Source organism: Bradyrhizobium sp. BWA-3-5, from assembly GCF_032917985.1.
GTDB lineage: Bacteria > Pseudomonadota > Alphaproteobacteria > Rhizobiales > Xanthobacteraceae > Bradyrhizobium.
The window spans coordinates 5,404,785-5,425,897 of sequence record NZ_CP136626.1 but is presented as its reverse complement, the minus strand read 5'-3'; the positions used below and the strand labels follow the sequence as shown (position 1 = coordinate 5,425,897).

At 57.2% G+C, this 21,113-nt stretch carries 24 protein-coding genes and 1 pseudogene; 13 read left to right on the top strand and 12 right to left on the bottom strand.

Annotated features, from left to right (window positions below; all coding sequences use genetic code 11):
• Nucleotides 1-189: 189 nt before the first annotated feature.
• Nucleotides 190-555: a hypothetical protein gene (locus RX331_RS26075; RefSeq protein WP_317252653.1), complete on the top strand. Its 366-nt coding sequence runs from the start codon at nt 190-192 to the stop codon at nt 553-555.
• Between the two features lie 782 nt (nt 556-1,337).
• Here RX331_RS26075 and RX331_RS26070 read toward each other — a convergent pair.
• From RX331_RS26070 to RX331_RS26055, 4 genes are all read right to left on the bottom strand, one after another.
• Nucleotides 1,338-2,018, bottom strand: a complete 681-nt coding sequence (locus tag RX331_RS26070) for an HAD family hydrolase (protein ID WP_317252652.1) — start codon at nt 2,016-2,018, stop codon at nt 1,338-1,340.
• A gap of 9 nt (nt 2,019-2,027) precedes the next feature.
• Nucleotides 2,028-3,614 carry a hypothetical protein gene (locus RX331_RS26065; protein WP_317252651.1) on the bottom strand — a complete coding sequence of 529 codons (1,587 nt, stop codon included), beginning with the start codon at nt 3,612-3,614 and terminating at the stop codon, nt 2,028-2,030.
• Nucleotides 3,615-4,815: 1,201 nt separating this feature from the next.
• The gene (locus tag RX331_RS26060) at nt 4,816-5,691 is read right to left on the bottom strand and encodes an enoyl-CoA hydratase-related protein (protein ID WP_317252650.1); all 876 of its coding nucleotides are present in this window, start codon (nt 5,689-5,691) and stop codon (nt 4,816-4,818) included.
• Nucleotides 5,688-6,764, bottom strand: a complete 1,077-nt coding sequence (locus RX331_RS26055) for a LacI family DNA-binding transcriptional regulator (RefSeq protein WP_317252649.1) — start codon at nt 6,762-6,764, stop codon at nt 5,688-5,690. Before RX331_RS26055 ends, RX331_RS26060 begins: the two co-directional genes overlap by 4 nt.
• Nucleotides 6,765-7,064: 300 nt before the next feature.
• Between RX331_RS26055 and RX331_RS26050 the strand changes: the two genes are divergently transcribed.
• Together RX331_RS26050 and RX331_RS26045 are read left to right on the top strand one after the other, a co-directional pair.
• Entirely contained in the window at nt 7,065-7,976 is a 912-nt protein-coding gene (locus tag RX331_RS26050; RefSeq protein WP_317252648.1) for a CoA transferase, read from the top strand.
• Nucleotides 7,870-8,277, top strand: coding sequence for a CoA transferase (locus RX331_RS26045; RefSeq protein ID WP_317258252.1), 408 nt, complete (start codon nt 7,870-7,872; stop codon nt 8,275-8,277). The genes RX331_RS26050 and RX331_RS26045 overlap by 107 nt, the downstream gene beginning before the upstream one ends.
• 906 nt (nt 8,278-9,183) lie before the next feature.
• On the opposite strand, the gene RX331_RS26040 is transcribed toward RX331_RS26045, so the two are convergent.
• On the bottom strand, nt 9,184-9,471 hold the full coding sequence (locus tag RX331_RS26040; protein WP_317252647.1) for a hypothetical protein: 288 nt from the start codon (nt 9,469-9,471) through the stop codon (nt 9,184-9,186).
• Nucleotides 9,472-9,648: 177 nt separating this feature from the next.
• On the opposite strand from RX331_RS26040, the gene RX331_RS26035 reads away from it, so the two are divergent.
• Complete coding sequence (locus tag RX331_RS26035) at nt 9,649-9,945, top strand: hypothetical protein (RefSeq protein ID WP_317252646.1); 297 nt, start codon at nt 9,649-9,651, stop codon at nt 9,943-9,945.
• An 8-nt stretch (nt 9,946-9,953) separates the two neighbouring features.
• Entirely contained in the window at nt 9,954-10,493 is a 540-nt protein-coding gene (locus RX331_RS26030) for a hypothetical protein (protein ID WP_317252645.1), read from the top strand.
• Nucleotides 10,494-10,578: 85 nt separating this feature from the next.
• On the opposite strand, the gene RX331_RS26025 is transcribed toward RX331_RS26030, so the two are convergent.
• Nucleotides 10,579-10,800 (bottom strand): hypothetical protein, encoded by a 222-nt coding sequence (locus tag RX331_RS26025; protein WP_317252644.1) that lies wholly within the window; start codon nt 10,798-10,800, stop codon nt 10,579-10,581.
• 296 nt (nt 10,801-11,096) lie between these two features.
• Between RX331_RS26025 and RX331_RS26020 the strand changes: the two genes are divergently transcribed.
• Entirely contained in the window at nt 11,097-11,312 is a 216-nt protein-coding gene (locus RX331_RS26020; protein ID WP_317252643.1) for a hypothetical protein, read from the top strand.
• Between the two features lie 40 nt (nt 11,313-11,352).
• On the opposite strand, the gene RX331_RS26015 is transcribed toward RX331_RS26020, so the two are convergent.
• The 4 genes from RX331_RS26015 to RX331_RS26000 are packed head-to-tail and all read right to left on the bottom strand — an operon-like array spanning nt 11,353 to nt 12,364.
• Complete coding sequence (locus RX331_RS26015; protein WP_317252642.1) at nt 11,353-11,592, bottom strand: hypothetical protein; 240 nt, start codon at nt 11,590-11,592, stop codon at nt 11,353-11,355.
• Nucleotides 11,593-11,600: 8 nt separating this feature from the next.
• Nucleotides 11,601-11,792: a hypothetical protein gene (locus RX331_RS26010; protein ID WP_317252641.1), complete on the bottom strand. Its 192-nt coding sequence runs from the start codon at nt 11,790-11,792 to the stop codon at nt 11,601-11,603.
• 57 nt (nt 11,793-11,849) lie between these two features.
• Nucleotides 11,850-12,119, bottom strand: a complete 270-nt coding sequence (locus tag RX331_RS26005) for a DUF1883 domain-containing protein (protein ID WP_317252640.1) — start codon at nt 12,117-12,119, stop codon at nt 11,850-11,852.
• A 59-nt stretch (nt 12,120-12,178) separates the two neighbouring features.
• Entirely contained in the window at nt 12,179-12,364 is a 186-nt protein-coding gene (locus RX331_RS26000; RefSeq protein WP_317252639.1) for a YjzC family protein, read from the bottom strand.
• Nucleotides 12,365-12,647: 283 nt separating this feature from the next.
• Here RX331_RS26000 and RX331_RS25995 point away from each other — a divergent pair, with 283 nt between their 5' ends.
• The 6 genes and pseudogenes from RX331_RS25995 to tnpC all read left to right on the top strand — a co-directional run bounded on the left by RX331_RS25995 (nt 12,648) and on the right by tnpC (nt 16,454).
• Complete coding sequence (locus RX331_RS25995) at nt 12,648-12,947, top strand: DUF1778 domain-containing protein (RefSeq protein ID WP_317252638.1); 300 nt, start codon at nt 12,648-12,650, stop codon at nt 12,945-12,947.
• Nucleotides 12,935-13,456, top strand: a complete 522-nt coding sequence (locus RX331_RS25990) for a GNAT family N-acetyltransferase (RefSeq protein WP_317252637.1) — start codon at nt 12,935-12,937, stop codon at nt 13,454-13,456. The genes RX331_RS25995 and RX331_RS25990 overlap by 13 nt, the downstream gene beginning before the upstream one ends.
• Nucleotides 13,457-14,013: 557 nt before the next feature.
• The gene (locus RX331_RS25985; RefSeq protein ID WP_317252636.1) at nt 14,014-14,343 is read left to right on the top strand and encodes a transposase; all 330 of its coding nucleotides are present in this window, start codon (nt 14,014-14,016) and stop codon (nt 14,341-14,343) included.
• Nucleotides 14,309-14,437, top strand: a complete 129-nt coding sequence (locus tag RX331_RS25980; RefSeq protein ID WP_317258380.1) for a hypothetical protein — start codon at nt 14,309-14,311, stop codon at nt 14,435-14,437. Before RX331_RS25985 ends, RX331_RS25980 begins: the two co-directional genes overlap by 35 nt.
• On the top strand, nt 14,434-14,787 hold the full coding sequence (gene tnpB / locus RX331_RS25975; RefSeq protein WP_317252635.1) for an IS66 family insertion sequence element accessory protein TnpB: 354 nt from the start codon (nt 14,434-14,436) through the stop codon (nt 14,785-14,787). Before RX331_RS25980 ends, tnpB begins: the two co-directional genes overlap by 4 nt.
• 69 nt (nt 14,788-14,856) lie before the next feature.
• Nucleotides 14,857-16,454: pseudogene (gene tnpC / locus RX331_RS25970) on the top strand (IS66 family transposase).
• Between the two features lie 70 nt (nt 16,455-16,524).
• On the opposite strand, the gene RX331_RS25965 reads toward tnpC, so the two are convergent.
• Nucleotides 16,525-16,884 carry a hypothetical protein gene (locus tag RX331_RS25965; RefSeq protein ID WP_317252634.1) on the bottom strand — a complete coding sequence of 120 codons (360 nt, stop codon included), beginning with the start codon at nt 16,882-16,884 and terminating at the stop codon, nt 16,525-16,527.
• A gap of 533 nt (nt 16,885-17,417) precedes the next feature.
• Here RX331_RS25965 and RX331_RS25960 point away from each other — a divergent pair.
• Nucleotides 17,418-17,918, top strand: coding sequence for a hypothetical protein (locus RX331_RS25960; protein ID WP_317252633.1), 501 nt, complete (start codon nt 17,418-17,420; stop codon nt 17,916-17,918).
• 1,618 nt (nt 17,919-19,536) lie between these two features.
• On the opposite strand, the gene RX331_RS25955 is transcribed toward RX331_RS25960, so the two are convergent.
• Nucleotides 19,537-20,994, bottom strand: a complete 1,458-nt coding sequence (locus tag RX331_RS25955) for an IS4 family transposase (RefSeq protein WP_317252632.1) — start codon at nt 20,992-20,994, stop codon at nt 19,537-19,539.
• Nucleotides 20,995-21,113: the final 119 nt, after the last annotated feature.

Genomic DNA, 21,113 nt, shown 5'->3' with positions numbered 1-21,113 from the left:
AGCTCTCCCGGAGAATATCCAGTCATCTTTTTCAGCTGCACGGCGATACGAAAACTTGGGGCTAATGGTGATGATGCACCCGTTCGTAGCGCTCGCCTTCCGGTGTTTTAAACCGCCAAGGCGACCGGCGACCGCCGCCATCCATTCGGGTTGCGGGTGGGTGGACGCCGAACGAGAAAGGAAGCGGTGATGGCGTTGAGAAATACGGAACTGCGCTACTACGACAGCAATGTCCTGCGCCTCCCTGACGACAAGCGGAAGGAATATCATGAACAGGTGGATCGCCCGATCGCCGAACTGTGCAAGTCCGTCCGCGACAAGACCGAGATCAAGATCACAAGGGTAGTAAAAGCTGGCTCCTTCGCCAAATATACCATCTTACGAGAGACGAGCGTCGATCCCGGCGATGTCGATGTGGTGTTCTATATTTCTGGACGTGATGCCGACAAGGAGACGCTCGATAGTCTGAACAACACCATCTACGACCTGCTGATCAACAGTATCCCAACAAGTCGGCCGAAGATTTCGAGATCCAGCGCAAGGCTGCGACCGTGACCTTTGTCGGCACGGGCTGAGCGTCGACATCGTCCCGGTGATCCAGGACGAGAACCGGTCAGGCTATTTGACATCCGTGACGGGTCGAAAATCCAGACCTGCGCTCCCTGCAAGATGAATTTCGTCCGGGATCGCAAGAACCAGGACGGCGATTTCCGCACGCTGATCCGCTTAGGAAGAAGTGGCGCAACTATGCTGAGATCAAGCCGCTCAAATCCTTCGCTATCGAACTCATCACGACCCATATGCTGGCGATGCAGGGTAATCTCGGGAGCATCGAGCTGCGCTTGCGGAATTTCCGTCTCTACATCGCCCAATCGGGTTTGAAAGAGCGGATTAGCTTGCCCCGAGAATACGGCACCGTTCGGGACCTTCAACGATTGCGTGGTCATCCTCCACCCTGTTTTGCCCATACCGCGAAGCCATGCAAGGCAAGGCTCTTTCTCAACGCCACTGCATTCGGCCTCTGATTGCGACATCGACATTATTCCGTCGCTAAACAGCCAGGTCGTCCTTGATTGTGACATTGCGGATCGCGTGTTCGTATCCATAAAGTTAAAACCGTACTTTGGGGCTGTTCGGCCAGCGTGCATTGAAGCAGTACCTCGCGAAGGCGAGGACAAAACGACAGCATCTATATGCCGCTCCAATTCAGCAACGGAAGCCCGTTCATAGGCACCCAAGCCGATCCGTGCCAGTTCCCGTGCTTCCCGCGCCGATAAGGCCGCTTCTTTGTCCGCCGCCGTAGGGGGTGGGAGTAAAGCCGAGTTTCAGCCATGGTCCTATACGTTCCGAAGAAAGCCGTGCCTTTGCAAAATTGGCAGCACCTCATGATGGTCATGAATGATGTAATCCGGCTGCGCAGCCTGCAAACGCGACTCGGAAACAAACCCGCCGGTAATGGATATGCTGATAAGCCCAAGCTCGCGCGCAATATCCGTTTCAATCGGCATATCGCCGATGATGAAGGTCGACTCGGGCTTCAGATTATTTGCTTGCATATACAGGCGAAGCCGTTCGCCTTTGCTCATGCTTTTGAATTGAGTGGCGCGGCTTTCGAAGGCGAGAACGTCGTTGACGCAATCGTCGATTCCGAGCCTGCGGATTTGCGAACGAAGAGGGTCGACTATATAGCTGCTGAGAACGATCGTTGAGACCGCCTGTTGACGTGCCGTTTCCAAAATGCAGCGGGCGCCTTTGCGCAGATGAGCCTTGCTCGCCAAGGGTTCGTAGGTATCGTGAAAAATAGCGCTGCCATCGCTATCCACGATTGCGGCTTCACCTTCCGACATTCCGACACTGCGGTATAGGACGGAAAGCGGGAGCTCGCACTGTTCCCGAAAAGTTGGCATATCGATCTCGGCGCGACCGAAGCGGCCTAAAAGGGCATTGATCGTTTTCAGCAACGCATCGGCATCGTCGAGCAGCGTGCCGTTCCAATCGAATACTAGAGTCGGTTTCATGATGTGACCTTAGGCAACGGCTGATTCTGGGAAGGGAAGATCGGAGATTAACTTGTCCAAATTCTTGTTCGCGCGTTTTTGCCCCGCTGGGGTTGGCATCTCGAACGTAAACGGCGACAAATCGATTCCATTATGCCCTTGCGGAAGCAAGGATACGAGAACTTGGAAGGGTAGATAAGTGACAGTCGCAGAGTTGATGGATACGGCAATTGTGCTTTCGATGACCCTGAGCATTTGCGGTTCGATGTTATGAAAGCGCAGGCTTTGCTTCCGCTGTTCGGGTTGCAAAGTTTTCCATATTTGCCAGAAGGCCAACTCCTCCATCGTGTCGATACCCATGCCGTAGTAATTTGGCGCCACTATAGGCGGTGAACCGATTGCCCAATGCACAGCTTTGGCTCCGGCGGAAAGGAGCATGTTCGTGACAGCCCGACTTGTGTCGCCGCGAATGAGAGCTTCATCGACCATGATTATGGTGCTGTCAGCGACGTCCTTCTCTGCGACACGGTATTTTTTGGAAATAAGAGATATGCGCTTATCAACGATGCCTACAAGCGTCCGTTGAGAAAATTGCGTGGCGATGACTTCCTGACGTCGAAAGATGGCGCCATCCTCGACCAATGATGCAAAAAGACCATCAGCATACGGCCCGCCGGTTCGCGGCATGGAAGAAACGATAATAGGGGCGGTCCCCACTTCAGCTGTCAGTCTCGGCGCGATAAGTTTACCAAGAGCCGCTCCGATATTGTAACGGGTTTCGAGATGAGATTGTCGTTTTGATGTGTCGGGGCTCCCTAGGTAAAGCGTTTCGTAGGCGCACAGCCTGGTGTTATGTCGAGCATCGCATACAGAGCGATCAAGGCATTCTCCCGTTCTTCCGTTCACATACTTGATGTGGCCCGGTAAAATTTCCTCCGCCTTGCCTTGGAGTCCGGAAAAGGCACAGTTTTCCGAAGCAAAAAGCAGAAAGCCATCGTCGGTTTGCATGAATTCCAAAGGTCGTAAACCGTATCTGTTGCGGAAAGCAATGAGATTTCCCTCACCATCCAACAAGAGTGCGCTGACGGCACCATCGATGCGGTTATCGATCTCTCGAAACAGTGTTTTGTGATTCACCGGCAGACCATGCCGCCAATAATGAGCTTGACAAGTGCGCTCAATCAGCTTGAGCAAGAGTTCGGCATCCGTTTCGCCATCAAAGCTATGCCCTTGAGCGAGCAATTCTTTCCTAATCTCATCAGCATTGACCAAAGCCCCGTCTAAAGAAATCGCCAAATGGCGGTAACCGGCTTGATGGTTGTGAACAGGCTGAACGTCGTTCTCGTCGTGTTCCCTGCTAGACGGGCTACGAATGTGTGCAATCGCTGCGTGAGGCCTGAAATCGGCGTACTGTTCATCGTAGTCGATCGTTGTTAGATCGCGTGGCGGCTGAGACGACTTTGTATATTGAACGCGCTTTTCATGCATGAAAGCGGCGAGACCAAACCCCGCCTGTCCGCGAAGTGCAAGTTTCGGAAGCATGTGCTTAAGCCGATCATAAACCGTCTCCCGTGAACGACTTGACGGCAACAGAACAGCGCCAGCAACACCAGACATGCAATTTATCCTTCAAAGACGACAATTGTTGTCGTCGTCATTCGACACTGCGAGTGTCGTGTTCAACCAAGACCCCGCGTCCCACTCCGAGACTAAGACAGATGTATTCCGCCGGCGCGACGCGAAGCACGTCGTTGTTCTGCTCGCTTTTAGCAAGGCTTGTGCCAGCGTCTTAAATGGCACAGCTCACGCCGGCAGATCGCTACGGCTCTGGAAATACGAGTGTTTTGATCAAGCGGGTGCCGATCCAAGCTGTTCGATCCACGACATGTTGGCCGGGGCGCGACACGTCTTACGCAAACAGGCGTCACGAATTGAACGTCCGTAGTCGGAGCGGCGCTAAGGTGAGAGTCACCCGCCTGCGGTGTCGCGGTAATGGTTACAAGTATCATTGGCTTCCGGTGCACTATATGCGGTGCCCGTGAGCGCTGATGGCGCGATCAATAACAAGAACACGTACCTGACCGTCAAAGCTCGGCGGCTTGGCCGATGGCAGGCCGCAGGATCGGCCGACTCTCCCTTTAGGCGCAACGTGCGCTCCGGTTTCGAGTCGATGGGATCATAGGAAGTGGGCAGGCCAGCTGCAGATGATCGATGCCGTTAAAGCGCTCGGCATTGATCCCGCCGATGTCGCAGCCGGCTCGCTGACATCACGTTCATAGCCGTCTTTCTGTGAAAATCCGCGTCCCTAACCGAAGACCATCAAGTGATTTTCAAAGAAAAGATGGATCTGTCCATGAAGAGGACGGCGATGCGGCTCTCATAGACGTGCGGTCTCGGTCGAGACGGGACGGGCTTACAACGTCGAAACATCGGCGGCGACAGCTAGATGGCGCTTTCCGCTGGTACCAGTGCACGGCCGTGCCGCTCAGCATCTGGCCGTAGCGTTCGGGAATGGTTCGGCATTTGGATGAATGTGCACCACGACAAACTTTCTGGCCGGCACAATGGCCCATCGAGGCTCACCGGGACGCAACTGAGGCCGCCGGCGACATTCTGAACTGGTCGGTCAAGCAGCTGGCCGAGCGAAGTGGAATGTCGCGCGAGTTCATTCGCCGGCCTGTGGAGTACAACGGCAGTCCGCCGATTTTCGACGAGTTGATGGAATCCTCTGAGCAGGTTTTCGGTTGCGAGAATCGAATTGTTTCCCCTGGTTGTTAAGCCATTGAAAGCTTTGGCGAAGCAGAGCTCTGATGATCTTCTAAGTCCCCCGATAGCTAGGCGACCGCTTCTCAAAAAAGGCGTTCATTCCCTCTTGCTGGTCGGACGTCGTAAATGCGTGCCTGATGGCTTGTCGTTCAAATTCGAGACCGGCATCAAGCGTGGTTTGGTAGGCGGCGAGTACAGCCGCTTTAGCCAGTTCCGTGGAACGCGGCGGCTTGTGCGCGATAACTTCGGCAACTTCGAGAGCGCGACTCTGTGCCTTGCCGTCTGCCGTGACCTCGGCAACAAGCCCAGCTTGATGGGCTGCGCGCGCAGAGATCGGTTCTCCGGTCAGGATCATGAGCATCGCGAGCGACTTGCCGGCCACGCGGGTCAACCGCTGGGTTGCTCCGTCGCCCGGCAATATCCCAATATTAATCTCCGGCTGCCCGAAGGTTGCGCCTTCACCGGCGATTACGATGTCGGCCAGGAGCGCGAGCTCGTGACCACCGCCAAAGCAAATCCCCTCAATTGCGGCAATAAGTGGTTTGGGGAAATTGGCGATATCCCGCCAGGCAGAACGTCGTGCGGAATTGTCGACGGCTTCGAACCCTCGTTGCTGCATTTCCTTGATATCGGCGCCGGCGGAAAAGAACGTATCGCTGCCACGAAGAAGGACGCAGCGGACGTCATCATCCAGCGCGGCCTTGCGAAGGGCGGCCCCGAGTTCCGCGATCAGATCATTGCTCAGGGCGTTTCGTTTGGATGCCCTATTCAATGTCAAGAGCACCACATGCGGCAGGGGTGAGGTCCAAAGAATGAGGTCAGGCTTGGCGTTCAAGGGTAGCACCTTTGCAAGTTGCGGATCAGCGGATTTACACAAATCGTTTTCGCGAATGCCGTCCTGCATGCCAGCTAGCTTGCGAGGCTTCATCGTGGCCGCCTCGGCAGGCGGTCGGCTATCCGTGGTGGCGCGGTGGACGACCGCATCACCAGCCGGTAGGGCAACAGGATGCTCTTGGGGACGGGCCTTCCCGCGATCGCATTAATTAGATAGTCGGCTGCGCCGCGGCCGATTTCCGCGGCGGGAATCCTAATTGTCGTAAGCGGCGGATCCACCTGGGCGGACAGTTCCACGTCGTCAAAGCCGGTAATTGAAAGCGCCTGCGGCACGCTCAAACCCATGTTGCGGGCTTCCGACATCGCGCCGATGGCCAGCGTGTCGGTCGTGCAGATCACGGCGGTCGTGTCGGGATGGTCAGTGAGCAGTTGGCGAAGCGCGCTTTGTCCTTGCGCGAGCGAGTAGTCGGCCCTGATGACTTGAGTCGGCTGGAGCTGGATACCGGCTTCAGCGAGAGCGCGCTGAATGCCATCGAGTCGCGCGCGCGAACGGTCATTCGACGGCGGAATGTTGGCAATTGCACCGAAACGAACGTGTCCCAGGCTCAGAAGAAATTCAGTCATTTCGCGAGTGGCACGTTCGTTGTCGATGCCAATGGCGGGAATGCCGCCGCCCGCCTTAGAAACGTAAGTCGTAATGACGGGAACACCAGTTTGCTCTACCAAAGTTCTCAATTCGCGACCATGCGAGCCCCCCACGAGCACAATGCCGTCGATGCCGCGCTCGATGAGGCTCTGCATCTCCTGCAACTCGCGGCGTTGATCATACTGCGAATTGGCGATGAATAATGTGTAGCCGCTTTCGCTTAGGCGGTTCTGCAGGGCCTCCACGCCTTCGGCAAAGATTCCAAGGCCTAGCGTCGGAACAATCGCGCCGATCGTCCGCATGCGTCCCGATTTTAGTGCCCGGGCCGCACTGTCCGGCGTATAGGAGAGATTGGCGATGTAGCGCATCACTTTGTCGCGCAGTTCGGGCCTGACAATTTCTGGATGATTTAGAACCCGCGACACCGTCGCCGGCGACACGTTTGCCTTTCTCGCGACGTCCTCGATCTTCACCCTGGGCTGCGACCGGCCTTTGGGATCGGCGATCGATTTTTTGTCCATCTGATCTGCTCGGATTGGCCCATAACGGGCTGTTAACATCCGTTGGAGGTGAACCACCTGGAGGATTGCTAATCTCAAGCTAGTGTGCAGGAGATCCGTGGTTCTCATTGAACATTATTTGAGCGTCCAAGCCACATCAAGCAGAGCGCGCCGGCGGCCATGCTCTGAATGTGCAGCGCTTAACTAGCTTGACGCCCCCGATCGGGGCGACTAACCTGAAAACGATTTCAGAAAAGCGAAGATGGCGGAATGTTGCCGACATTGACGCGAGATAATTAAAGGGACCCAGCAAGAACAGTTATGGTCGATCTTCTCAAGGGCGTTCGGGTCCTGAGCTTCAATCACTTCCTGATGGGGCCTATGGGTGTGCAATTTCTCGCCGACCTCGGCGCGGACGTGATCGCTGTGGAGCCGCCAGACGGCGCCTTCCAGCGGAAATGGGGTGGGGCAGACAAGCAGGTAGATGGTCAATCCATGCTGCTTCTGACCGGCAATCGCAACAAGCGGAGCCTGACGCTCGATCTCAAGAAGCCGGACGCGGTTCTGGTTGCGAAGAAACTGATCGCAACATCGGACGTCATCAGCGAGAACTTCCGCCCTGGCGTGCTCGACAAGCTTGGGCTTGGATATGAGGACGCCAGGAATATTAAATCCGACATCATCTATGCCGCAGCGTCCGGATATGGCCCGGACGGCCCGTACGTGAATCGACCCGGCCAGGACCTCTTGGTTCAAGCGTTGGCGGGGCTTGCTACCATCACGGGAAGCCGCGATCACGGCCCCCGAGCGGTGGGTGTTTCGGCAGTTGATCATCACGGCGCCGCTCTCTTTGCGGCTGGCATCCTAGCCGCATTGGTAAGAAAAGCGCGCACGGGGCAGGGGTGTCGGGTCGATGTCAGCCTACTGTCTGCAGCGCTCGACCTCCAAATGGAGTCGTTCACCTGCTATCTCAACGGGCAAAGACCCAACGACGTGCGCCAGCCGGGTCCGATCGCAGGATGGTATTATGGCGCACCGTACGGCATCTATGCTACGGGTGACGGGCACATCGCGATCTCGCTCGGATCGCTCGACGTGCTGGCAGATGCGCTTTCAATTCCCGCCGATCAGCGCGTTCCCGACACCGAAGCTTATCGGCGGCGCGATCACATCGGCAGCAATTGCGGCCAACATCGCCAAACGCACGACATCGGAGTGCCTTGCGCTGCTTGAGGCTGGCGGAATCTGGCACGCCCGCATCAACGACTATTCCGACGTCGTCGTCGATCCGCAGGTGATTCACAACAAGAGCTTCCAGGTTGTGAAAGGGGCGACGGGGGCGCCGATTACCCTCGTCAGCCATCCCGTGTGTTATGACGGCGAGGTACCGGAAATACGTTTGCCGCCGCAGCCGCTCGGGGCACAGACGGAAGAAATCTTGAAGGAGCTCGGCTACGACGCCCAGCAATTGAAGGACCTCTACGACAAACGCGCCGTCGGCTCAGTGACATCCCTTCACGCAAAAGAGCTTTAGCAACAGCGAGCTCCCGCCCGCTTTCGGTCTGCTCTTTCCACCGTCGCGCTCGCCCTCGTCAGCAGGAAACGCGCTGGAGCAGCAATTGATCGCGGCTTTGACGGGCACGGGCGAGTTCCTTGCCTTTAATAGCTCGACCGAGGCACTGCAAATTGGATCGCAGGTGGTCCTGCGACTTCTGCCCGGGCCCGGCAAGAAGGAAAGCAATCCATTCCGAGCGAACTTGAGCTGCGCTTGGGCGACGGAAGCTACACCGGTCGCGGCCTGTCTTGATTCCAGTCGGATCTCACCTACGAGCTTGTTCCGTCTGGAAACATCCCACTCGGGTTTACCTACAAGCACGGCAACAATCAGGATACGGACGTCTTCGCTAGCTCATACCGGGTCGTCTGATCGGGAAGCTCTGATTGGCGCAGGCGCGATCATGTTTGCTCGCCGCCCTGCATCTGCCCGCTATTCTCGCCGCAAGGTCTCGATTAAAGGAGAAAGGCAAGATTCGCGAGCGATCCGCCGCGGTGCCGTTGCGGAAGCAACAACCCGCCAGCCGAGTTTCACCGGCCCGTGGCAGGCACGAGCACCTCGGTCAAAGGACGATGCTCGCCGGGTGGTGTTTCGTGTAAGTAATTGTAATGAGGCCCGACTACATACCCCGCACTCTTCATCTCGAAACCGCGGTCATTTCCGAAGTTGATCTGCTCGCTCAGCACCAGGTCATCATCGTTCTCGCCGAACCAGGGGCGGGAAGGACAGAGCTCTTGCAGAGCCTTGCGGAAAGGCTCGGAGTTCAATCGTACAGGATTCGCAGCGCGAGTCAGCCATGCGTTAAATCATCCTGGCCGCTGTCCATACACCGGCCAGCTATCGCGACTCACCAGCGGCTTCCTAGAGGCTTTGACGGGAGGGCCCTCACCAGGGTTCGAAACGAGACTCGCCATTCGGCGGATTGATAATGCGCAGGCTCCATTTCGTCGAGCCGTCCGCCGACTGACAATCGATCTTCTCGATCCTCCGGCGCGCGTCCTCGCCCATCTGTGTGTTTGTAAGTGGGACCGGACAATTGACACCATGCATTTCAATAATTTGACGAGTGAATCTTTGGAACTCTGGGCGCTTCCGGTAGTCAATGGTGGTTCCGGTCGCTGGGACCGCAAGAATCAGCATCGCTAGGGAGGACAGCAAAAAGAAAATCCGCATGGTGCGCCCCGTCAGCAGTCAGTCACAACTTACCAGTAAATAAATTGTTGCTAGGCCGCTCAAGCCAGGGGATTCATTAGCGACTTACTTTTGATGTTTCCCCGATTTGTCCCCCTTGCAAGCCCTTTCCAAATGACTCGTTCACAGCGTCGTGCGTCACCATCACGGGGCTGATTAATGACTGAATTGTATCTGCCGACGACCATCTATCGCGAAATCATTGAACGCCTGCTGCCCGTCGCGGGCGCCGGCAATGCCGATCAGATCACGGCCGTTCTCGGTCCGCTGGCAAAGGATCGCCTGGTGCCGCTGGCGGATCGCCTGGCACGCCTGGCGCCATGCCCGGCGTGCGGCATGGTGACCAGTAACGAGGTCAAAATCGCACTAGGTGAGGCAGGCGACATCTGGCCGAATCACATCCGGAGCGCAGTGGCGCTCGCGCACTATGAGGATCATGTGGCGCAGTTTCACTGATTGCGCTCTTGCAAGACGCGAAATGGCCGCGCGGCGCACCCCTGCGCGGCCTTTTTATTGCATCGTATTCTTCCTATCGCATTCCTATTTTTTTTGCTCTACGTGGGACGCCCCGTAATCAACCGATCAGAGGTATTGCGCTAATGCAAACTGAAATCGATCCGGCCTATCTCGCCAAATCCAAGCCGCTCGCGAAAGCGCTTACACCGTTGGCCAGGCACTCGAAATGCAACGCAAGGCATTTTTCCCCCAAGCGATCGCACCGAATGCTACAAGCTCTAGGTTGCTATAACGGCACGGCGGAAGAGCACAACGTTATCTTTGATGCCGTTGAGCAAAAGACCTGCGGCGACTGCTGGGAAAAATCGGAGGAACGGCGCAAGTCAGACGTGGGGCAATCCTACGAAGAGTGGATGCAGGATTTTGAACCGGCCAAGATCGAGCCACTTGATGAGCGAGACGTCCCGGCCGAGCATGTCCACATAATCAAAGCGGAAGGGGATGCGGACGACATTCCCGATCGCCTACACATTATCCGGCGAGAATGATCGACGCTCTGTAGCTTTAATCGCGACGCAGCATTGAAAAGTAACATCGGGCGCGGATCACTCCGCGCCTTTTTTGTTGCGCGAACTACGCCCAGGTTGATGCACGGGATTTTGCCGCATTCTCAGCGGCAATAACCAGGGCCTCGGAGAGTTTGAGCGCCTGTTCGGCCGTCACCTGAAAATGAACGCCCACAACGCTAGCGATAGAGAGAGTGATCTCGTCATCGATCTGCTCAACTATGATTGCGGCCGACTCGTCGATTTCGATCACCGCGACAAGGGAGAGGTCGTCAGGGTCCTTCACCATCACTACAACTCCGCGGGCCACCCCGGTGCAACATCAACCATCACCATCTCATGGACAGGCTGCGCACACGCGTGGCCGACCGGCGGGTTGTGGGGTTGGTCCGGCAGCGCAGCCTGCCGGCGAGATCATGGTCGGAAGACAGCGTAACGAGATCCTGCAGCTTCAGCGGGCCAACGTCTCGACGGCATCGGCTGAGCTGCTGCTAACGAGGATGCTGGCAAAGATCGAAGGGCTGTGCGCGGAGCGAGACCGGCTGGTCCGACGAAAGGACGCGTGCTAGGTGGCCGGAGTTGGTGATGGGCGAGCGGCTGAAATGGTACGACGACAAGGCCGACAACTCGCCGTGGATCGACGCGCTCGCCGAATTGCGTCAACAGGCCGCGCGCGAGGGCCATTGTTATCAGCACGTCCAGGCGATCACTGTCGCGATCGATCAGTACGCGGAAGCTGCCTTAGGCAATCGGAGCTATTTCTTGAACAAGCCCTACAGCACAGCATCGGCGGGTCATTAAAAGGTAATCAAGAGCCGTGATGCCACGGTGGCACGAGCGACTAAAGATTAAAACTGAGGATCATCGGCCGGTTTCCCTCCGACGCGGCGCTCTTTGCGCGTTGGAGTGCCGAATATCGAGCGTCGCGATCCAATCTCTTCAAAAGATCAGGATCGAAGACTGTTCCTGAAATGTCGTAGTCACCAGACGAGCGGCATCGGACCGTCTTTCCGTCAAAGGTTTCAACGGTAATATCCTCGGCCTCCGCCTCACAAACTGGGCAATTGATGTTGTTAGCCATGGTGAACACTACTCCTCCGATTTCAACCCATCTAGACGGGTTCGTAGAAGATCAAGGTCGGCTTGGAGAAGATGGATGCGCCCGCGGAAAGCCTTCAATTCGTCGGGTGTCAGGATCTGGTTGGCCTTCTCGGCATACTCAAGGCGCATGCTCGCTTTAAGTGTTTCGATGTCTCGCTTCAGCATTTCTTCTTCGGTCATGGCTTGCCTTCTTGTGAGCCTCGGCGGTCGCTTGGTGATGGAGAGCCTCAAGGCCCGCTAGGCAGCCTTGAGGTAGCTGATGCTGTAGCGAATATTTGCTTGGCCGCCCGCAAGATCGATCGTTACGTTCCAATACCCATCATGGGGTACGGCGACTCGGGCAGGCAACGCGCGAAAAAATCCGCCGTATGCCCGATGTTGGCGCCCAGAGCGGAAAGCTTGAAAATTGGAGTCGTCTGTCAGTCGTACGTTGCATTGGTGACTGCACTGAACCACAACCACGTCGCCGGCGTGCAGGAGCTCTCTAGTGTGTATAAAATCAGCCATCGCCTTTCTCCTGTTGAGTTCCCGTTGCTGCCTCGAGCAGCAACGGGAGTAGTCTTCGCTCAACGTCCGTTTTTGTGCTTGGTGGGGTCTACCAGCGTGTAGCCCATACCAGGCTTCGGAGTAGGGGGGAGCGGTTCACCCCGCGTGACAGTTCGTTCTTCGCCGGTCCCGCCGCCGCGCGGGCCGACTTGCTCGTACTGTCCCGAGCGGGGGGCTTCTTCACCAGGTTTGTAAATTTTAGCCATGACTGGCCCTCCTCATTGTGAGAGCCGGTGTTGACCGCGGGCGACGAACCGCTCATTTTGGTTCGCTGAAAAGCGCCTGTCCCACGTCGGCTCTCGACCCACGGGGCGGTTTCGGGCCGTCGGAAGTTCCAGTTCCGGCGGCCTTTTCTTAGGAACGAAAATACTGCGTACCGATTAACCTGTACGTCCAACGTATATACAGAATTGTGTTGACGTTGTCAATACAGCGTTATACGTTTGCTAATAAAAGAGAAAGAAAGAGTCTCGGTCATAGGAGGTTACAATGTCTGCCGCCGTTATGGAGACGCCAAGGGAGACAAAGCGCGATGCCGTCATCAATGTTCGCCTACCCACCAAGCTGCGGGATCTGATCGATAGCGCCGCGGCTGTGGTTGGGAAGACTAGGACCGATTTCATCCTGGAGAGCGCTAGAAAACACGCCGTCGACGTCCTTCTGGACCAAACGCTGTTTTCTCTCGAAACCGCCCAGTATGAAGAGTTTCTGCGTGTATTGGACGAACCTGTGCAGCCAAATGCCCGTCTCAAACAGCTGCTCGCGAGTAAGTCGCCATGGCAGAAATAAAGCCGTACGAAGAGGCGCTGGGACCAATCCTGGCACCAGCGCCTCTTCTTCCTTCACATGACGTTTCCCGCTTCGACTGTGGGAAAGTTCCCCTCAACGATTGGTTGAAGCATACGGCACTCAAGGCTGAGGCCCGTTCAGCGCGCTGCTATGTCGTTTTGCGACGCCAGCACGTAATCGGCTTTTATTGCCTCGCCGCCGGAGCTGTTGTTCACGAAGGGGCACCTAGGAAGTTGCGGCATAACATGCCCAGCCCCACCCCAATTGTGGTCATTGGTCGGCTTGCCATTGACAAGGAATATCAGGGACAAGGTCTTGGGCGTGCTCTTCTTCAAGACGCGCTTTTGCGGATTACGCGAGCGTCGGAGTTGGTGGGCGCTCGGGCTGTCGTTGTCCATGCAGTCGATCAGGAGGCCATTCCGTTCTACGCGCGATACGGTTTCAAGTCCTTTCTGCTGGGGAACCAAACGCTTTACTTGCCAATCGAAGAAATTATTCAGTCCCTTTAGCGGTGAAATACCTTTCGCCTTTTTGACTTATACTAAAGCTCGAAAGTGTGTTCGCTTGTTGATTTAGTTGAGCTTTGTCCGCCCTGTCACGGCGGAGGCCGCGGGTTCGAGTCCCGTCTCTCGCGCCATTTCTCATTGGCTTGGTGCTTGGTCTCCCGAGACTGCTCAAAAAACGTCGCTGCAAACAAAAGGCCGCCCTCAGGCGGCCGTTTTTATTCCAACCACTATCGATCTCTTTTAACGGAACGTCGAGATGCTTCGAGCTGGTGACCATCGGCTTGCTGGATCGCGTAGCCCGCCGCCGTTCTGATGCCGGTAGGATCGGTCAGCGCTTTTACGCGGGATCATCGATTTTGTTGATTTTGTCGACTCAGGTGCTCGTACCCAAGGAATTTCTTCAACTCTGAGGTGGGGACTAATCCGCGTAAAGCGGTATGGATCTGCGGGGTACATGTGTTTTGCGTTTCCGAAAACGATGGTAAGCGCTTAGCCGGAACTCTTGCTTCGGGATCGGTATAGCTGTGCAAAGAAGCCTCCGGCTTGGACGGAGGTTTGGAATGGGATTGGACAGCAAAAAGGACGTCCATTTGGGCGGCTCATCGGCGGGGTCGGTGAGCCGGCTTGAAGTTCTTGAAGGACCATCGGGGCGCCGCGTACGTTCGGAAGCTGAGAGAGCTCGGATCGTCGCCGAGAGTCTGTTACCCGGTGCCCAAGTGTCCGAGGTGGCGCGCAAGCACGGAGCGACGCGCTGGCAGATCTACGATTGGCGACGGCGGTTTCGACAGCGAGGCATGTTGCCGCCGTGCGAGGCGTCGCAGCCGACATTTCGCGCCGCTGATCGTGGAAGATGCGTTGGAGGAGCGTCAGGTTCCGGCGATCAAGCTTGAGATCGCGATCGGCGATGTCGTCCTGCGGACGGATACGGCCATTGATGCCGAGCAGCCGTCCCGGGTGATCCGCGCGCTGCGAGCATCACGATGATTGCGGCCGGTGCTGATCTGAAGATTTCCGTTGCAATGCGGCCGATGGACTGCCGCTGTGGCCATGATGGGCTTGCGGCGAAGGTGCAGGAGATGCTTCGTCTCGATCCGTTCAGCGGCGCAGCCTTCGTGTTCCGATCGAAACGAGCGGACCGGATCAAGATTTTGGTCTGGGATCGAACGGGCCTGGTGTTGGTGCACAAGCGTCTCGAAGGTTGCAAGTTCGTTTGGCCAACGATAGCGGACGGCGTGATGCGGATGTCGCCGGCGATGTTCGCGGCCTTGTTCGAGGGGCTGGATTGGAGGTTGGTCCGTCCAGAAGAAGCACGGCGCCCGCAGGCGGCGGGATAACTGCGGCAGAATGACTCGGAAGCTATTTTGAACGTGGCACGCGCGGCGGCGATATGCTCGAAATAGCGCATGAGCATCGCGGCGCTGCGCGACGAAAACGAACGCCTGAAGGCGCTTTTGGCGCAAACGCAGGCGGCCTTGAGCGAGCATCAGGGGGCGCTGGAGGCGTCGGAGGAAGCCCGACGCCGCCTGGAGGTCATTCTCGGTGAATTGCGACGCGACAGGTGGCGCGAAGTCCGAGAAGCTGCGACCAGATCAGTATCATTTGCCGCTCGAAGACGTGGAGATCGCGCAAGGCATCCTGGATGCCGCGCAGGAGAGAGCCGAGAAGGTCATCCAGGGCCGATCGCGAAACGCGACGGGTCAAAGCTCTCATCGCAATCGCGGCTGCTTGCCTGCCCATTTGCTGCGGGTGGAGCGGATCATCGAGCCTGCGAGCACGCTCTGCCCGTGCGGTTGCGGCGCCATGACGAAGATCGGCGAGGACGTCAGCAAGCGCCTTGACGTGATCCCGGCACAATGGCGCGTGCTGGTCACACGCCGCCCGAAATACATCTGCCGCCGCTGCTCCGACCCTGTCGTGCAGGCGCACGCGCCGGAGCACGTCGTACCCAGCGGGCTGCCGACCGAAGCGGCCATTGCGCACGTGATCGTCTCCAAGTTTGGCGACCATACGCCGTTTTACCGCCAGTCCGAGATCTATGCGCGCCAGGGCATCCGGCTCGATCGGGCGACACTGGGCAACTGGTCCGGTCGCGCCTGCTTCCATCTTCAACCCATCGTGGACCACATGCGCCGCCACCTGGCCATGGCGGATCGTCTGTTCATGGACGAAACCACGGCGCCGGTACTCGATCCGGGGCGCGGCCAAACGAAGAAAAGGCTACTTCTGGGCGATCGTGTCCGATGACCGCGGCCACAGCGGCCCAAGTCCGCCGATCGTGCTGTTCCGATATGCCCCCAGTCGCAGCGGTGCCTTCGCTGACAGTTCCTGGACGGCTTTGGCGGACGCTGACTGCAATGCGATGCCTATGACGGTTATGATCAGCTGACCAAAGTCGCTCGACTGCAAGGGCCTTGGAGGCTCGTGCATTGCTGGAGCCATTTGCGCCGGCGCTTCGTCAAATTGGCCCGCAACAGCAAATCGCCGATATCGCCAAGGCCGCCGTTCGGCACATCGCACAGCTTTACGCCATCGAAGCCATGGTGCGCGGTGCATCGCCGGACATCCGGCTGGCCGCGCGCAAGGAGCATTCGTTGGCTCTCGTCGCCGCTTTGAAAATGTGGTTCGAGAAGCAGCTGTCGATGATCTCCAGCGGCTCGACACTGGCCGAAGACATCAAGACATCCGCTATGCACTCAATCACTGGCAGGGGCTGACCCGCTTCCTCGAAGACGGGCGCCTCGAGCTCGACACCAACCCGGTCGAGAACGCCATCCGGCCAGTTTGCCTGACCAGGAAAAATGCGCTCTTCGCCGGTCATGAAATCGGGGCAGAAAACTGGGCCTTGCTCGCGTCGATCGTCGCCACCTGCAAGCTCAACGACGTCAACCCGGCTGCCTACATCGCCGAAACACTCGAGGCGATCATCGACGGCCATCCCCATAGCAGGATCGAAGACCTCATGCCGTGGCGATTCCGCAAAACGTCAAGCCAGCCTCAATAGGGTTCCGGCTAAGCGCTTACAAACGATGGTTTGTTCGCGCTCGGCTAACGCGAAGACGAAATGACGCGTATTACTTTGTCGTACAGCGGTTGAAGCGGGAAAAACCCATACGGGCGATTGTGTCGAGGAGGTCGGCCACGTCGTCGTCGGTAATGGATGCTGCCAGCAGGCGGCCCCATTGCTCTCGGCAGCGTTTCAAATACCCAACGTCATTTTTCCAGGACTTTTTGCGAGGTGCTTCCTCACCGCGTGGGCCCTTCGCATATTCATCTATGTATTTGTCGGCGAAGGCATCGAAAGTCAGCTGATCCGGCTTGGGCCGGCTCGCTCGCTTCTCCATAGCCGGGTCGGCGCCGTTCGCTATCGTGCCTAGGAGGATCTTGGCTTGGGTCCGAGCTGCCTCCGGCGCCATCTTACCAACGGCCGCCACGGTGTAGCGCCGAACTGGCGCTGTTCACCCGGTTCCAGCTCGATAGGCGAGGAAGGACTTGGTCCCGGTCGGGCGGATCCGCACCCCAAGCCGGGCGGCTTGGCGTCCAAACCGTGTATTCGGACGCGCGTTTTTCCAGGCTGTCGACCAGGCTCTTTGTGATGGTTTGACCGCTCATTTTGGCACCGCCAAGCACGGGGGAAGCACCGTGGGGCCAATCAGAGCATGCTGAAGCAAACACGAAGTAGCGAAGAGGTTAAATTTCGCATCCAAACCAGGAGGATAGCCAAGTGTAGCTAACTGCCTACGGGATTGTGCCGCTGTCTGGGAGACTAGGGGTCGGAGTTCAAATCCTCTCGCTCGGACCATCAAACCTTTAAAGCCAACGAAGAATGCAGAAGGGCGCAACAGGCGCCTTTCGTTGTTGCGCGCGACCATCCAGCTCTGCCCCCGCAATAAACCCCCGGTTAACTATGGATCGTTACGATCTGCCATGTCCGGGGGTGACCTCCCGGCCAAACGGAGCGGATGTTATGCCCGTCGAGATGTTGTCGTATGCCGAGTTGGGCGAAAGGCTCAAGGTTTCTCCGGAGGCCGCGCGTGCCCTGGTGAAGCGACATCGCTGGCCTCGTACCCGCGCCAATGATGGGAAGGCGCTCGTCCAAGTCGATCTCACCGAAATCAACCATTCCCCCATATCCCGTCCGCCGCAGGCGCAGACCGGTCAGCAGCTGGTCACCGCCCTCAAGCAGCAGATCGAGACCCTGCAGGCTGAGCTCACGGAAATGAAGGTGATTGCCAGCGGCTACCGCGGCGATTTCGAGCGAGAATGCGAGCGCACCAACAAGCTGCTGGCCGAGCTGCTTAAAGCAACCACTGAGACCATGGGAGCCCGCGAAAAGGCGGCGTTGCTCGAAGGCAAGCTCTCGATGATGACGCAGCCATGGCGGCGCCGGCTGGTCGATGCCTTCACGCTTGCCCTGCCGCAGGTCACCTCCAGCGCGCGCGAGAGCACTGCTTCGCCAGCTAATTGATCCGGTCCTTTCGGCCGTACACTTCTTGAGCACGATCTGGGCCGGCGGCTCGATCATAATCGTCGGCTTCCATGCCGCTCGAATTGACGTCAGGTCGATTTCTTTTTCGACCGGTCAAGTTCCGAGAGAGTCCCGATGACGATGAAATCGATCTCTCCCTCGGGAGTCTGAGTTTGGGATAGTGCGCAGCCTTGTCCCAATCGGTCAATTCCACACGTCTGTGGTGTCTGGCGACAGCGAGGCAAGATATTGTGGGCCGTCGATGAACGCATCGATGTCCCGGCTCAGTCGATGGTTGGTGTATATCATCAGGGCTGTTCGGCCACCCAGGATCGGACCGGCTGTTCCTGCCGTGTGAGATCCGAGAGTCCGTCGAGCGTCCGACCGAGGAGTTTACGCCATGCGCTCAAGTGCACTCTCCAATGCTGGGCTACTTTCGCCGGTTGTTGACTTCATCGCTTCATGGGAGGCCGCCAAATCTTGAATGGGAATGGCGTGGCGTTGTGCAAATTCCAGAACAAACTCAGGTCGTACTTCCGTGAAGAACGTTGTGATATGTGCAATCTAATTTCGCCAGTCTCTCGAGGTGATACGAGCCACAAGATCGGTCGAACTCATTGTTCGGCGATACGGAGCGTTCGTGGTGCCGAGAACGAGCTCATCAATATCATTTGGTCTGAAGGCGCGATTGGAATAGGGATGGCTGCCCTTCTCCGGTTTTGTCGCGGGAGGATCGGCATCAAGCGCATCCGCCAAGCCGCGCCGGCGATCCTCGAGGCGCTTCAGTGTCATGACGTCGTTGACGAGAACACGTCGATGCCTTCCGACCAACCGGAAAGGAAGCTGCCCGAACCCATCGTTGGTAAACCAGCGGCCGAGAGATGCCGAGAATTTCGGCAGCCTTCTCGGCTGAGATTTCCGGGTCTGATCTTAGCGGGAGAACCTCACCCGTTTCGGCCAGCGCTGTGAGAATGCTTCTCATCGCACGTAGCAGGGATGGCGGCAGTTCTGCCTTGAGTATCTGGCCGTCAGCGTGGGTAACGAACACACCGCTATCCTCAAGCGTTGACTCGATGTCCCTTGCGCGCCTCGTCCTGATCGCTACTTTAGACGGGTCAGATCTTCGGCCACGATGGCTTCCATCCGTAATAATTGAAATAAATGTAATATCTGTAGGTCTCGCAACAAGCGGTAAATTCGCAACGTTTGCTCCCGGAGCCGCCGTTAGCTTATACGTCAGCCACTACAATCTCTGCCGCGTTCATGAGGCGCTGCGGACCGCGCCAAGCGTCGCCCTTGGCGTGGCAGACCGGGTCTGGACTGTTGGTGATTTGTTAGACGCAGCGCTAGCAATCGAGCCAAACCGGCCGGTTCGGCGAAATTTCTGTGTAATCGACGGCGGAAAGACCTAAGATCAATCAACGCGCGGGCGCGTGATTGCCGTGTGGCTTTTGGCTCGCAGAGCCAGAGTCATCAGACGGCGAAGGCTGAACTGCCTTGTTGAACTCACTCATCACCTCCGTGACTAGCTAGGGTTCAGACTCAATTGATCCAATAGGCGACGATCGCGGCGAGGTGGACGGCAGCCAAGAAGTTTCGTAACCGTCCGGTGAGGCTTTCAATTACCCACAAATTCTCCTCCAACCATGACGCCCAGCGCGATGTCGGTGAGGCGTGACAGCCCGCGCCACATGAGGGTATTGCCGGGCGGCGGATCGCTGGCGCGGGCGAGATAACCGCCGAGCCGGGCGATCTTGATCAGATAGTGCGAGAGCGTTTTCTGTCTTACTTTTGGTTTGTCGTTGACGAGGCGATCGAGCACGCAGATTTCAGTCGCAGTCAACGCGAGGGTTGGCGGTGCGTCTGGGGCGGAACGGTTGAGCATCGTCATCCAGAAGATCCGCCAGCTCAGGATGCAAAAGAGCGAGATCAGATTGGTCAGACGCTGGGCGGTCCTGAGTTTCGACTCCTCAGCTTTGCAGCCCGATTTGAGGATCTTGTGGAACACCTCGATCTTCCATCTCAAAGCATACCATTCGAGCTTCTCAATGGCGTCGGTGCGGGAACCAACAGGCAGGTCGGTGATCAGCTTCCAATCGATCTTCTTTCTGTTTTTCGGCGTCCCGCGCTCTTCGGCATGGATCACCGTCAGGGTCAGAGCGGGATAGCGCTTCTGCTTTCCGATCGGCGGCAGGACGCGAATCTTGCGATACCTGATCTCAAGAACGGCCTGGTCGGGATCGCCGTTGCTGTCTCTGACCCCGATGCGATGGAGCCCTTTGACGGCGACCTCGTCCATTTCGTCGGCGATCGTGTGATCCCCGTCTCCAGCCAAGCGGTCGACGCAGGTCCTGATCAGGAAATGCGTTCCGATCTCCTGTGCTGCGCAGAAAAGCTCGTAGATGTCACTCTCGCGATCACCGATATGGATGCATCGTCCCGGATGATCCAAGAGTTGCGTAGACTGCTTGAGATTTTCCAACCACCGGACGCTTTCCTTTTTCTCGATCGGAATCCGGGTCGGATTGATCTTCTTTTTAAGCGCTGCCGTCCCCTTGAATTTCTTCCGGGTCCAGAACTTAATGGCCGCCAGCCCCAGCGGCACACCCTCGATTGTAACTGCGAGGCTCGAATGCATCAGGATGCCGCAAACCGTGTGCGATCTGAGGCGGCCCGCCTTATCTCGTCCACTGTTTATGCGCTTGGTGATGCCGATCGCTTCTGACTTTTCGCGTTGATAGCTAAATTCGGTTGTGTCGTGTAGCACAAGAACGAGACCTTCAGCGGCGGCGGCACGATCACGTGTCGATTGGAAATGGCCGGCCAGAATGTCCGCTTCGCTGACCCGGTCATTAGAAAAGAAGCGGTAGGCTGCCTTGGTATTCGCCCAATCCTGGCAGACGAGCGGAATGCTTTGTCCCATGGCGCTTCCAATCTGCGTGAGCAGTTTGCGGAATCTGTCGCCGAGCCGCGCGTCCCTAAACTCGCATCCACTGGTCTCTCGATCAATCCAACATTCACCTTCCAAGGATCGCAAACAGCCTTTTGTCGATCGATCCCTTAATCTCAGCCCCATAGAGCACCCCCTCGCGAATCAGGTGCTCAGCAAGGAATCACAAGTGATTCTTTCGACTCAAGATTTCGCCGATCAGCGGATCAGTCCGAGTGGTCAAAGTTATGGGTAATTGAAAGCCG

What these genes read in the sequence shown, in the direction of transcription:
- RX331_RS26010 (WP_317252641.1), bottom strand. Translation starts at nt 11,792, where the DNA reads ATGACCGAAGAAGAAATGCTGAAGCGAGACATCGAAACACTTAAAGCG.
- RX331_RS26055 (WP_317252649.1), bottom strand. Translation starts at nt 6,764, where the DNA reads ATGGACAAAAAATCGATCGCCGATCCCAAAGGCCGGTCGCAGCCCAGG.
- RX331_RS25985 (WP_317252636.1), top strand. Translation starts at nt 14,014, where the DNA reads ATGGGATTGGACAGCAAAAAGGACGTCCATTTGGGCGGCTCATCGGCG.
- RX331_RS26020 (WP_317252643.1), top strand. Translation starts at nt 11,097, where the DNA reads ATGGGCGAGCGGCTGAAATGGTACGACGACAAGGCCGACAACTCGCCG.
- RX331_RS26060 (WP_317252650.1), bottom strand. Translation starts at nt 5,691, where the DNA reads ATGAAGCCTCGCAAGCTAGCTGGCATGCAGGACGGCATTCGCGAAAAC.
- RX331_RS26040 (WP_317252647.1), bottom strand. Translation starts at nt 9,471, where the DNA reads ATGCGGATTTTCTTTTTGCTGTCCTCCCTAGCGATGCTGATTCTTGCG.
- RX331_RS26065 (WP_317252651.1), bottom strand. Translation starts at nt 3,614, where the DNA reads ATGTCTGGTGTTGCTGGCGCTGTTCTGTTGCCGTCAAGTCGTTCACGG.
- RX331_RS25995 (WP_317252638.1), top strand. Translation starts at nt 12,648, where the DNA reads ATGTCTGCCGCCGTTATGGAGACGCCAAGGGAGACAAAGCGCGATGCC.
- tnpB (WP_317252635.1), top strand. Translation starts at nt 14,434, where the DNA reads ATGATTGCGGCCGGTGCTGATCTGAAGATTTCCGTTGCAATGCGGCCG.
- RX331_RS26025 (WP_317252644.1), bottom strand. Translation starts at nt 10,800, where the DNA reads ATGGTGAAGGACCCTGACGACCTCTCCCTTGTCGCGGTGATCGAAATC.
- RX331_RS26000 (WP_317252639.1), bottom strand. Translation starts at nt 12,364, where the DNA reads ATGGCTAAAATTTACAAACCTGGTGAAGAAGCCCCCCGCTCGGGACAG.
- RX331_RS26075 (WP_317252653.1), top strand. Translation starts at nt 190, where the DNA reads ATGGCGTTGAGAAATACGGAACTGCGCTACTACGACAGCAATGTCCTG.
- RX331_RS25960 (WP_317252633.1), top strand. Translation starts at nt 17,418, where the DNA reads ATGCCCGTCGAGATGTTGTCGTATGCCGAGTTGGGCGAAAGGCTCAAG.
- RX331_RS26035 (WP_317252646.1), top strand. Translation starts at nt 9,649, where the DNA reads ATGACTGAATTGTATCTGCCGACGACCATCTATCGCGAAATCATTGAA.
- RX331_RS25990 (WP_317252637.1), top strand. Translation starts at nt 12,935, where the DNA reads ATGGCAGAAATAAAGCCGTACGAAGAGGCGCTGGGACCAATCCTGGCA.
- RX331_RS26070 (WP_317252652.1), bottom strand. Translation starts at nt 2,018, where the DNA reads ATGAAACCGACTCTAGTATTCGATTGGAACGGCACGCTGCTCGACGAT.
- RX331_RS26005 (WP_317252640.1), bottom strand. Translation starts at nt 12,119, where the DNA reads ATGGCTGATTTTATACACACTAGAGAGCTCCTGCACGCCGGCGACGTG.
- RX331_RS26015 (WP_317252642.1), bottom strand. Translation starts at nt 11,592, where the DNA reads ATGGCTAACAACATCAATTGCCCAGTTTGTGAGGCGGAGGCCGAGGAT.
- RX331_RS25955 (WP_317252632.1), bottom strand. Translation starts at nt 20,994, where the DNA reads ATGGGGCTGAGATTAAGGGATCGATCGACAAAAGGCTGTTTGCGATCC.
- RX331_RS26050 (WP_317252648.1), top strand. Translation starts at nt 7,065, where the DNA reads ATGGTCGATCTTCTCAAGGGCGTTCGGGTCCTGAGCTTCAATCACTTC.